The organism is Acidobacteriota bacterium (assembly GCA_016196035.1).
Lineage (GTDB): Bacteria > Acidobacteriota > Blastocatellia > RBC074 > RBC074 > JACPYM01.
The window spans coordinates 139,950-152,596 of record JACPYM010000008.1; the positions used below are offsets into that span (position 1 = coordinate 139,950).

Here is a 12,647-nt window from a genome sequence, read left to right on the forward strand (position 1 = left end):
ACTTAGAAATTAGGTCTCATGCGCGATTGGCAATTCAGTATAACAACGCCCACGAAGCGCGCCAACTTGTTTGAATTTCAGGTGAGAGAAACGCCGACGGCGGGAAAAAAGTTGCGGCGGGAAGGAAAGGACAAAGGGTGGGGAAAGGGGTGACGGAGCGAAAGATGTCGCTCCGTCACCCCCCTTTCATCGTCGCACCATCTCAATGACGGCGAAACACATTCAACAGCCGTCGCGCGCTGCCTTGAAACAGCGACATCCCAGCCATGTAGCCGTACCCGATCAGAAACAACATCAGGAAAGGCACGGTCGCGTAGATATGACTGCGCAGCGCGTACCAAACGGCCACGACGAAATAGAGCGCGAAGGACAATTCCAAGATGGGCAGCCAGCCTTTCTTGCGCCGGTATTTGCTGGCGACGTTCAACCAGTTGTCGTTGCTCTTTTCGACCTTATATTTGGGCGTGCGCACGAAGCTGGATTGAATGCGGAACAACGCTTCGAGCACAGCGCGCGTATTCGAGAAGACCAGCCCAATGCCCATCGCCATCGCCAGTGGGATTAGCGCAAACCGCCACTTCTCTTTCGGATGCAAATAGAGAATCGTCGTGCCGTAAAAACTCACTACTGAAAACGTCGCCAGCGTCAGCAGCGGCAGATCGAGCAGCAGCAGATGAAACATGCCCTGGTTGAACCGCGCGATCAGCACCGGGATATGCAGAATGCTGAGCGCAATCATCAGCGGCGCGGCGCAATTGCCGAACAGGCGGAAGAACAACTCCAGCTTTTGTTGCCGCGTCAATTGCGGATGCTTCAACAAACGCGGCATCAGCTTCAGCCCGACTTGCACCAGGCCCTTGGCCCAACGGCGCTGCTGCGCTTTGAAGGCGTTCATCTCGACCGGCAATTCCGCCGGCACGTCATCGTCAACCAGATAAACAAACTTCCAGCCCATCAACTGCGCGCGGAAGCTGAGGTCGGTGTCTTCGGTCAACGTATCGTGCTGCCAGCCGCCCGACCATTCGATGGCCTGTTTGCGCCACATCCCGGCGGTGCCGTTGAAGTTGAAGAACGCGCCGGTGCGATTGCGCGAGGTCTGTTCGACGACGAAATGACCGTCGAGCATCAACTCCTGAATGCGCGTGAGCAGCGAGAAGTTCGCGTTGATGTGGCCCCAGCGCATCTGCGCCATGCCGACTTTCTCGTCGCTGAAATAATCCACCATCCGGCGCAAGCAATCGGGCCGGGGCACGAAATCGGCGTCGAACACGGCGACCAATTCACCCTTTGCGCTTTTCAAGCCATTCTCCAACGCGCCCGCTTTGAAGCCGGTGCGGTCGTCGCGGTGAATGTAGTGAATGTCCAGGCCGCGCGCTTTGTATTCGTTGACGACGGCCTCGGCGATCTTGACCGTCTCGTCGGTCGAATCGTCGAGCACTTGAATGTCTAGCAGGTGGCGCGGGTAATCCAAGGCGGCGACGGCCCCGACCAGCCGTTCGACCACGTACATTTCGTTGAAGAGCGGCAACTGCACGGTGATGCGCGGCAACTCGCTTTCGGCAAAACTGCGCTGGGGATGCGGGCGAATGTTTCGGTAGCGCCAGAATTGATAAACCATCCGCACGCGGTACAGGCCGAGGATCGCCAGCAGCGTCAGGATGATGAAATAGAGAATGATGATCGTCCAATCAAAGCCATCGAGCGAATAGAGAGAACTGATGTTATCCGTCCCATTGCGCATAATCGGATCGGCCAGCCGTTGCAGTTCATCCTTCACCGCCTCTTTGGTGGGAGCAACTTGTAAGAAGAAAGGGACAATGTGCATATATTTTGATAATCGAATGAGTGCGTGATGAAATGCCGCCCGCCTCGGCAGACGTTTTGACAACAGGCGAGCATGTTAGCCGGGCGCACTGGGCTGTCAATGCGTCCGGCTGTGCGACAAGGCTGCCAGCTTGTCGGGGCGTCGCGGTGAAACCTATTGGTTCGTCAGCCGAGACTCCGACAAGCTGGCAGCCTTGTCGCACAGCTAACCAATCTCAGTCTGAATCACGGCAGCAACGGCTTCAGCGTGCCGTTGCACCACATCTGCATCCGCCGCCTCGACCATCACGCGCACCAGGTTTTCGGTACCCGAATAGCGCACGAGCAAGCGCCCGTTATCGCCCAACGCCTGATTGACCGCGTCCATCGCCGCTTTGATGGACGGCACGGTGTCGAGTTTCGGCTTGCTGGTGACGCGCACGTTGATCGTCTTTTGCGGGAAGCGCGTGAAGCCGCCCGCCAGCGTGCCCAGCGATTTGCCGGTGGCCTGGATGACGCGCAGCACTTCGAGCGCGCTGAGCATGCCGTCGCCCGCCAGCGAGAGTTCGGGAAAGATCAGATGGCCGGATTGTTCGCCGCCGAGGCTGCCGCCGTTGGTCAGCAACTCTTCGAGCACGTATTTATCGCCAACGCTGGTACGCACCAATTCAATGCCGCGCGCGCGCAGGGCGACTTCCAATCCCAGATTGCTCATGACGGTCGCGACGACGCGGTTCCCTGCCAGCTTGTCTTGCGCGTGCAGATATTCGGCCACGATAAACAGCATTTGATCGCCATCCACCAGTTGGCCGTGTTCATCCACCAACAGCAAGCGGTCGGCATCGCCATCAAAGGCCAGCCCTAAAGCCGCGCCCGCCTCTTTGACGCGCGCTTGCAGCGTTTCGGGATGGAGCGAGCCGCAAGCGAGATTGATGTTGCGTCCATTCGGTTCGGCGTTGATCGCCAGCACCTCAGCGCCCAGCGCGGTGAATAAACGCGGCGCTAATTCTGACGAAGCGCCATTGGCGCAATCCACGACCAGTTTCATGCCGTGCAAGGCGACACTCGCGCCGAATTCTTCGCGCAGAAAGGCCAAGTACTGTTCGCGCAATTGCGGTTCGGTTTCGATGATCGCGAGCGGCATGACCGGGAAACTTGCCGCGTCGGCTTTCAAATCGCGTTCGATGGCCTGTTCGGTCGCATCGTCCAGCTTGCGGCCCGTGGGTGCGAAGACCTTGATCCCGTTGTCTTGATAAGGATTGTGCGAGGCCGAGATGACGACGCCGGCGTCGGCGTTGAGCACGCGCGTCAGATAGGCCACGCCCGGCGTCGTGATGACGCCCGCCGCCCGCACGCTGCCACCCGCCGCCGCGATGCCGCGCCCGATGGCGGCTTCGATCCAATCACCAGATTCGCGCGTGTCGCGGCCAATCACGAGTTGCGGCGCACGCCCGTGTAGCGCGCGTAATTCACTGGCAAGCGAATACCCGATGCGTTCGACTGTTGGCGCGTCCAGCGGGAACTGTCCCGCGACGCCACGAATTCCATCCGTCCCAAAAAATTCACCCATCATGCTTCCCTGACGCGGCACGGCAACAGAGGCGCTGCCGTTAGCGTTTCACCTTTACTTCAGTTGGATTGATGCTTTTGATTTCGATTTGCCGGGCCAGCCCATCGGGCAGCCGCACACGCGGCGGCGCGGACTCGGCATTGGCGGGCAAAGTATTAAGATTGAGTTCGACCTTTAGCTCATCCGCGCGCAATGCTTCGAGTTCGGCGCGCGGGCCGAGCAAAACCACTTCGACCGTCTTCGTGAGCAACCGCGTGTTATGCGGCGCACCAATTAATTGCACCGGCAAATTGGCGAACAGTCGCGAAGCGCGGCGTTCGCCAATTTCCAGGGCGAGGGTCACCGCCGTGCGATTGGTGACACGCAACGCAGGCTGCGGCACCTCGACCTCCACGGTTGCGCTGAAGCTTTGCCGACGCCCTTTGAGGCTGACACTTTCGGTCTTGACCTGCTTCACCGCGTCGAGCAGGGATTGCGGTCCCATAATTTCCACTTCGTTCGGGGTGGCCGTGATGCGATAAAGTTCGACCCCCTCTTCCAGCCCGCCGATAAGCTGCGGCTCGACTTTGACTGATTTTTTGGTGATGGGTTCCAGCCGGAATTTGATGCTGGCGGGTTCGATCTGCAATACCTCAACGCCGTCGGGTGCCACGACATCTTTTAGCTTGAGTTGCACCACGCGCTCACCCGGCTCTTTATTCGCCAGGTTGGCGAGCACCGAGAGTTGATTGGGCAGCAGGCCGCGCACCTGGTCGCGGGGGCCGCGCAATCGCAGGCTGACGGTTTGCGGCGCGCTGTCGCCTAACAGTTCGACACCCTGGCTCAAACCGGTAAATTCAACCGGCACCCCCACCACGCGGACTTCGCTCAACGGTTGCCGGGCAATCAGATAAAGCAACGCGGCCAGCGCCAAAGCAATCGCTTTCAAGCCCAGACCTTTCCATTCTGCTTCTGACAGATGAGTTAGGCGCTGATACAGGCGCAGTGGATTGAGCCATTGCAGGAAGTTCGCTTTCATCGTGCGTTAGCCCTCCTGCACCCGGCCTGCTTTGCCACGGCTTGACGCGATGATCTCGTCCAGTTCGCGCTGGCGTTCACGCTCTTCTTCTTCCTGGGCGGCGGTTTCGGCTTCGGTACGCCAGGGTTCCATCGCGCTTTGAATCATGCGGCGCAATTTCGGGCCATCCAGATTGCGGTACAACTTGCCATCCATCACGAACGAAATCGCGCCCGTCTCTTCAGACACGACCACGGCGAAAGCATCGCTGTCTTCGGTCACACCGATGGCCGCTCGATGGCGAGTGCCCAACTCGCGCGAGACCAACGGATTTTGCGTCAAAGGAAGAAAACAGGAAGCCGCCGCCACACGGCCATTGCTGATAATCGCGGCCCCGTCGTGCAGTGGCGTATGAGTGTTGAAAATCGTCACCAGCAAATCATAAGTAAGCCGCGCATCCAGTTTGATGCCGCCTTCGATGAAGGAGCGCAAACCCACATCCCGCTCAAACACCATCAGCGCCCCGATCTTTTCGGAGGAAAGCGTATTCGCCACCAGCACGACTTCGTCATACCATTCGTCGCCGAAGGTGTTCACGCGCTTTTTGGTGCGCACCATCGGGAAGCGAATGTTCTTGCCCAAGTGAGTCAGCGCGGCGCGAATCTCGTGTTGGAAAAGCACAATCACCGCGAAGCCCAAATAGAATGTCGCCGTGCGTAAGAGCATCTGCACCGTCGTCAATCCAAGCTGATTGGACAATTCATAGAGCGCCCCGACCAAACCCAAACCAACGACCATTTGCACCGCGCGCGTCCCGTGCACCAGGCGTAACAATTCGTAAATCAGCACGGCCACAATCAGGATGTCCAGCACGTCGCGGATCGGCCACGCCTGCCAAAACCCCGCTAATTGTACCCAGATGCCATGCATGTAATTTTCCGTGTTGCCTATCCCAATGAAAACTTGAGTGCGCCCCGCCAACCTTACATTCGGCAGATAAACCCGCATTTGCCCGACCCTGTAACTGGATCAAGCCGTAAGGGAAATGGATTACTCTGACGAACAGCGAAGAGGGAGTGTGCCCTAACAGGCTCATTCTGCGTCACCAGCGCGGGCGCAGTGTAGCATAAGCGCCCAAAACGCCGCGACGCGATTTTTGGCGGGGGCTGAGCAACCAAATCAACCCAAATACCCGGCAACATTACGCAAAAGAGCACGGAGTTCAGGCTTCAGGCTGTGTTCGGATTGCCCAACATAGCCTGAAGCCTGGACTCCGTGCTCTTGCTTAACGTTTGCGTGTCTGTCTCGTAGCCGTTACTTCACGCGCACCTGCACCGTATTGGCCGCCCGGCCATCCGCCGTCAGCACCAAATCAACCACCCCGCGCCCAATCAGCGTGCGCGGCAACCGCAAGTTCGCTTGATCCAAGCCCACCAAGCCGCCTTGCGGCCCGGCGAACAGCACTTCCGACGCTTCCCCGCCGATGCGGCAGGTCACCGCGTTGGCCGCTGCCCCCCGGAAGCCTGTGCCGAACAACACCAGAATGACCTGATCCCCTTCCGGCCCCAAGTCAATCTCACGTGGCACTTGTCGTCCGCCTTCCGTTTGCGACAGCAATTCCAGACTCTGGCTGCCATCGGCTTTGGCGCGAAAGACCACGCCCGCCGGGACGCCCTGCCCATTGGCGTTCGCTGTGAACCAGCCCGGCGCGGCACTGACGATGTTGATCGTCCCTTGTGAAATGGTGCCATCGCCACTCGTCACCGTGACTGTCGCCGCGCCATTCGCCGTGCCCGGTGGAATCAAATAGTTGATCTGTTGCGGCGCGACAAAAAACAACGGGGCTTCGCGTTCGACACCCGCGCTGTCTTTGACCTTGATCACGCTGCCGGCGAGTTTGGTCGGCAGCGGCACACTGGTGGCGACTTCGACGCCGGTGCCCAGGCTTTCGCCAAAGGCCGCCGCGATGGAGTCACTGCCAAAGGCCGTGGCCGAAAAACTCGCCGCCGACACTGTCGCCACGGCTTTGACCGTGCTGGGGGTGAGCGCCAGTTTCCAGATGCCGCGGCCATGTGTGGCAATGACCAGATTCTTCGTTGCCTCGTGGTAACGCACAGTGAACACCGCGATGCGGGGCAGTCCCGTGCCCAGCCGCACCCAGTTCGCGCCGCCATTCGTGGTTTGAAACACGCCGATGTCGGTGCCGAGGTAATACGTGTTCGCCTGATTCGGATCCACCGCCACGCTGTTGGCTGGGGTGTCAGGCAAATCACCTGAAATGTCTGTCCATGTGCCACCCTGATCGTTGGTCAGAAAGACCTTGCCCGGAGTGGCGGGCGTGTTGGCATTGAAGCCCGAATACACCACGACCGCGCGGCGTTGTTCGTTCGGATCAAGGCCGATGTCGGTGATAAAGCGATTGGGCAATGGAGCTTTGGTGACATTGCGCCACGTGGCACTGCCCAGCTTGCCCGCGTCGGTCGTGACTTGCACGTTGCCATCTGAGGTACCCACCCAGACGACTTCGCCTGGGGGATCGCTGCCCTGGGCCGGATTCAAGCGCGGATGTGCGGCAATGGCGTTCAGGCGGCCTTGCCCCTTGGACAAATCCGTGCCGAATCCATCGCTGCTTGGCCCAATGCCAATGAAATTCACGCCGCGATCCGCCGTGCGATAAAGACGGTGCGTGCCGAAATACACCACGTTGCCTTGCTCGCCCGTGAAGCCGGGATGACCGGCCAACGGGGCGTAAAAGCCTACGCGGTCGGTCGGATTGAAGCCGCCCGCCCGAGCGGTGCAATTGCTGCAACGGCGGTTGAGCCAGGCAATCTGATTGACCGTACCATCCAGTGTCACGCGCGGGCCAAAACGCGCGGCGGTCGCGCTGCTGGAATTCTGAAACGTCTGCCAGACGACCTTCGGATTCGACTGGTCAATGTACGCGAAGCCGCCGTCGCCCTCGGCCAGATTCGTCCAACTGGCGTTGCCGCTGTAACGATTGGTGCCGTTGTCCTGCGTGCCGCCGACCATGAAATCGAGCGAGGTCGGATGCAGCGCGATCATCTGAAATTGGGTGATGTTCAGCGTGTTGTTCAAACTCGTCCAGGCCACGCTGGCGGCAGCCGCTTTGGCGTTGTTGGTGCGGAAGACGCCGCCGTCATTGCCGGTGAAGAGAATGCTGGGATTGTTGCGCGCGACGGCGATGGCGTGTGAATCGGCGTGCAAGCCGCCGCTGGTCGCATCGCCATAACTGATGTCTTCCCACGTCTGGCCCGCGTTGGTCGTGCGCCAGAGCGTGCCGCTGTCATTCGTTTCAGCCGCCGAGGTGGCGTAATACACCACGCGCGCATCCGCCGGGTCGGTCAGGATTGCCAAGTTGTAGTTGGTTTGCCCGGCGTCTTGCGGCGTGGCGACTTGTGTCCAATTCGCGCCGTTGTTGGTCGAACGGAAGATGCCCAGCAGTGTGCTGTCGGTGGCGGCCAGGGCGGCGTAAATGGTCGAATTTTGCGATCCCTGTAGCGGCGGCCCGACGGCCAGCGCGATGCGGCGAAAACCATCGGCGGGCAAACCGGTTTGCAGATACGTCCAGGTTTGACCGCCGTTTTCGGAGCGATAAATGCCGTCATCGAGCATCGCGGCAAAGACGCGCTGGCGGTTGAGCGGATCGGTGACGACATCCATCGCCGAGATGCGTCCGCCGTCGCCTGGGACATTCAGGTTTGCCCAGGTCTGGCCGCCATCGGTCGTCTTCCACAAACCGCGCTGACCGAGCGGCGCGTTGATGAAGGGGCTGCTGGCCGGACTGCTGGAACGGCCCGTCCCGGTGGTGACGTAAACCGTGTTCGTGTTGGTCGGATCAATCTCGATCTTCAAAATGCCCGCGTTGATGAAGACGGGCTGCACCGGCGCGAAGGTCGAATTGGGGCCGGTGATGACTTGCCAATTCGCGCCACCGTCGGTGGATTTCAAAATGCCTGCGCCGTAATAGCTCGCCCCGCTGAAAGGATTGCCTTCGCCAGTGCCCGCCCAGATGACGTTTGGGTTGACCGGATCAATGGCAATGTCGCCAATCGCCAGCGAAGGCGCGTTGTCGGTCAAGGGCCGCCAATTCTCGCCGCCGTCATCCGAACGCCAAACGCCGCCCTGGGCCGAGCCTAGATAGACCGTGCGATTGTTCGTACCATCGAATTGCGGATGCAACGCCAGCGCCGAGACGCGCCCCGCACACGGCAACCGTTTTTCGCCAAAGTTGATGGGGAACTGGCCGATCTGCTGGCCGATGGGCATGGGGCCGAGCGGCTGCCAAGCCACCTGCTCAATGTCGGCGGTGCGCAAATGCAATTCGCGTTGGCGCGCTTCGGCTGCTTCCATCTGCTCAAAAGCACGCAGCCGCGCCTGTAGCGGAATCGTTTTTTGCGGATAGGCGCGCGCTTCATAAAACCAGGCTTCACGCGCTTCGCCTTCGCCTTCGTTCTCTTCGCCAGCGCTGGCGGCCTCGCGCGTCTCGTCAACGTTTTCGACGCGCGTGTATTTCAAGAAACCGAAAGCCAAGCCACTGCATAACAGCAGGCTGGCGGCCAACAACCAAAATTTCTTTTGGTACGACATGGATAGCAAGGGAAAACCTCCTACAGTTGAAAGAACAAGTTGTTCAAACACGCCAAGCGGCCAGCCCGGTTTTAGGGCTGACCGCTTGGCGTGCTCATCACGTTTTATTTCACGCGAATCTGGACGGTGTTGGCCACCCGGCCATCCGCCGTGAAGGCCAAATCCACCACGCCGCGTCCGATCAACGTGCGCGGCACCCGCAAGTTGGCTTGATCCAAGCCCACCAACCCGCCTTGCGGCCCGGCGAAGAGCACTTCGGATGCTTCCCCGCCAATGCGGCAAGTCACCGCGTTGGCTACCGCCCCCCGGAAGCCCGTGCCAAACAACACCAGAATGACCTGATCGCCTTCCGGCCCCAGATCAATCTCACGCGGCACCTGCCGTCCGCCTTCCGTTTGCGCCAGCAGTTCCAGGCTCTGCGTGCCATCCGCTTTGGCGCGGAAGACCACGCCTGCCGGGACGCCTTGGCCGTTGGCATTGGCCGTGAACCAACCCGGCGCAGTGGTGGCGATGTTGATCGTCCCTTGTGAGATGGTGCCGTCGCCGCTGGTGACGGTGACCGTCGCCGCGCCGTTCGCCGTGCCCGCTGGGATCAGATAGTTGATCTGCTGCGGTGCGACAAAAAACAACGGGGCGTCGCGTTCGGTGCCTGCGCTGTCTTTCACCTTGATCGAACTGCCCGCCAACTTGGTCGGCAGCGGGACAGTCGTGGCGACTTCGACGCCCGTGCCCAGACTTTCGCCAAAGGCCGCCGCGATGGATTCGCTGCCAAACGCCGTGGCCGAAAAACTCGCCGCCGACACTGTCGCCACGGCTTTGACCGTGCTGGGCGTGAGCGCCAGTTTCCAGACACCGCGCCCGTGCGTACCGATAACCAGGTTTTTGGTCGCCGCGTGATAACGCACGGCATAAACAGCCAGATGCGGCAAATTGCCGCCCAGACGCACCCAGTTCTGCCCTCCATTCGTGGTTTGAAACGCGCCGATGTCGGTGCCGAGGTAATACGTGTTCGCCTGATTCGGATCCACCGCCACGCTGTTGGCTGGGGTGTCAGGCAAATCACCTGAAATGTCTGTCCATGTGCCACCCTGATCGTTGGTCAGAAAGACTTTGCCCGGGGTCGTTGGCGTGTTGGCGTTAAAACCGGAGTAGGTCACCACAGCGCGGCGCTGTTCATTCGGATCGAGACCGATGTCGGTGATGAAGCGGTTGGGCAACGGGGCTTTGGTGACATTGCGCCACGTGGCGCTGCCCAGCTTGCCCGCATCGGTTGTGACTTGAATGTTGCCATCCGAAGTACCCGCCCACACGACTTCGCCCTGTGGATCGCTGCCCTGGGCCGGATTCAAACGCGGATGTGCGGCGATGGCAGTCAAATAACCTTGGCCCTTCGACAAATCGCTGCCGAAACCATCACTGCTCGGCCCTAGCCCCGTCCAGGTCGCGCCTAGATTTGCCGTGCGATAGAGGCGCTGCGTGCCGAAATAAACGACGTTGCCATTCGCGCCCGTGAAGCCCGCGTTGCCGGCGAGCGGCGCATAAAAACTGACGCGGTCTCTGGCGTTGAAGCCGCCGGGTTGTGTTTGACACTTGCGGCAGGCGCGATCTGTCCAGTTAATGTTGTTGACCGTGCCATCCAGCGTCACGCGCGGACCAAACCCGGTCTCAGTGTTGTCATTTTGATAGGTGTGCCAGACGATTTTCGGATTGGACTGATCAATGTAAGCAAAGCCACCGTCGCCTTCGGCCAGGTTCGCCCAACTGGCGTTGCCGCTGTAGCGGTTGGTGCCGTTGTCTTGCGTGCCGCCGACGATGAAATCGAGCGAGGTCGGGTGCAAGGCGATCATTTGAAACTGCGTGATGTTCAGCGTGTTGTTCAAACTCGCCCAGGCGACGGTGTTGGCTTTGGCGTTATTCGTGCGCCAGATGCCGCCGTCGTTGCCGGTGAACACTACATTGGGATTGTTGCGCGCAATGGCAAAGGCGTGCGAATCGGCGTGCAAGCCGCCGCCAGCGGGGTCGCCTTTGCTGAGGTCTTGCCAGCTTTGGCCCGCGTTGGTGGTGCGCCAGACCGTGCCGCCATCGTTGTCCGCATTGGCGGCGGTGGCGTAATAAACCACGCGCGCATCGGTTGGATCAACGGCAATCGCCAGGTTGTAATTGGCTTGCCCGGGCGCTTGCGGCAAGGTGACGCGCGTCCATGTCGCGCCGTTGTCGGTGGAACCAAAGATGCCCAGCAGCGTGTCGCCGGTCGCAGCGACAGCCGCATAAATCGTCGAATTTTGCGAGCCTTGCAACGGCGGGCCGACGGTCAGCGCAATGCGCCCGAAGCCGCTGGCCGGCAAACCGCCCGCGAGCTGCGTCCACGCTTGGCCGCCATTTTCCGAACGGAACAGCCCGACGCCATACATCGAAGCGATGACACGCTGCCGATTGAGCGGGTCGGTGATGACATCCATCGCCGAGATGCGCCCGCCGTCATTCGTGACGTTCAGATTCGTCCAGGTCTGTCCGCCATCCGTCGTTTTCCACAAACCGCGTTGACCTAAAGGCGCCTCCGCGCCGGTCTTGCTGGCCGCGCTGCTCGAATGCCCCGGCCCGGTGGTGACATAAACCGTGTTCGTGTTGGTCGGGTCAATCTCGACCTTCAGAATGCCCGCGTTGATGAAAGCGGGTTGCACCGGGGCGAGTGTCGAATTGGGGCCGGTGATGACCTGCCAGTTCGCGCCGCCATCGGTGGATTTCAATAGGCCCGCGCCGTAATAGCTGCCGAATTCGCCATTGTCGCCCGTGCCCGCCCAAATCACGTTCGGGTTGGTCGGATCAATGGCGAGGCTGCCGATCACCAGCGAGGGCAAGCCGTCAGTGAGTGGACGCCAGGTCTCGCCGCCATCATCCGAACGCCAGACGCCGCCTTGCGCCGCGCCCAGATAGACGGTGCGATTGTTCGTGCCGTCGAATTGCGGATGCAGCGCAATCGCCGCCACACGCCCCGCACACGCCACACGCCGCTCGCCGTAGTTGATGGCGAACTGCCCGATCTGCGTGCCAATGGGATTGGGGCCGAGCGGCTGCCAGGCGAGTTGTTCGATGTCGGCGGTGCGCAGGTTCAATTCGCGTTGGCGCGCTTCGGCGGCGGCGAGTTGTTCAAGCGCTTGCTGTTGCGCAGCGGCGGGAATTGTCTCTTGCGGGTAAGCGCGCTGGGTATAAAACCAGGCGTCGCGGCCCGCGCCTTCGCTTTCATTACCGGCGCTGCCCGTGATGGACGTTTCTGTCTCACGTTCTGCTGAAGGCAGCCGTTGCAAACCGAAGAGAGTGCAACCAAGTAAAACTACGCTCAATAGTAGCAACCAACGCTGCTTGGGGGACTTGTTATCTGACATTGGAACCTTCCTGAAAATAATGAGGTAGTGGTAAAAATGTAATGCTGCATTTTGCAGCCGCGTAGCGGCGACCTGAATTTAGCCCGGCGTTTCAACGCCGGGTAGCATCATTCATAGTGCCCGCGTCGCGTAGCGACGGTTGAAACTGAGGCCATTGCCGAAACGTTTCAACCGTCGCTACGCGACGCGATACTGCTTCGTCCGACTACCGTGGTTTGAAAACCACGGCTAAATTCACCTTGTCGCTACGCGACAAAAACGGACGAGCATTACATTTTTACCACTA

General features: G+C 60.1%; 6 protein-coding genes. All 6 read right to left on the reverse strand.

Features of this window, described 5'->3' with window-relative positions; translation table 11 throughout:
* Positions 1–202: 202 nt before the first annotated feature.
* Positions 203–1,741 (reverse strand): glycosyltransferase, encoded by a 1,539-nt coding sequence (locus HY011_03685; protein ID MBI3422014.1) that lies wholly within the window; start codon positions 1,739–1,741, stop codon positions 203–205.
* Positions 1,742–2,029: 288 nt separating this feature from the next.
* Entirely contained in the window at positions 2,030–3,373 is a 1,344-nt protein-coding gene (gene glmM / locus HY011_03690; GenBank protein ID MBI3422015.1) for a phosphoglucosamine mutase, read from the reverse strand.
* Positions 3,374–3,413: 40 nt separating this feature from the next.
* Positions 3,414–4,391, reverse strand: coding sequence for a hypothetical protein (locus HY011_03695; protein ID MBI3422016.1), 978 nt, complete (start codon positions 4,389–4,391; stop codon positions 3,414–3,416).
* A gap of 6 nt (positions 4,392–4,397) precedes the next feature.
* Positions 4,398–5,300: a TIGR00159 family protein gene (locus tag HY011_03700; GenBank protein MBI3422017.1), complete on the reverse strand. Its 903-nt coding sequence runs from the start codon at positions 5,298–5,300 to the stop codon at positions 4,398–4,400.
* 384 nt (positions 5,301–5,684) lie between these two features.
* Entirely contained in the window at positions 5,685–8,987 is a 3,303-nt protein-coding gene (locus tag HY011_03705) for a hypothetical protein (protein MBI3422018.1), read from the reverse strand.
* 95 nt (positions 8,988–9,082) lie between these two features.
* Positions 9,083–12,361: a hypothetical protein gene (locus HY011_03710; protein MBI3422019.1), complete on the reverse strand. Its 3,279-nt coding sequence runs from the start codon at positions 12,359–12,361 to the stop codon at positions 9,083–9,085.
* Between the last annotated feature and the right edge of the window lie 286 nt (positions 12,362–12,647).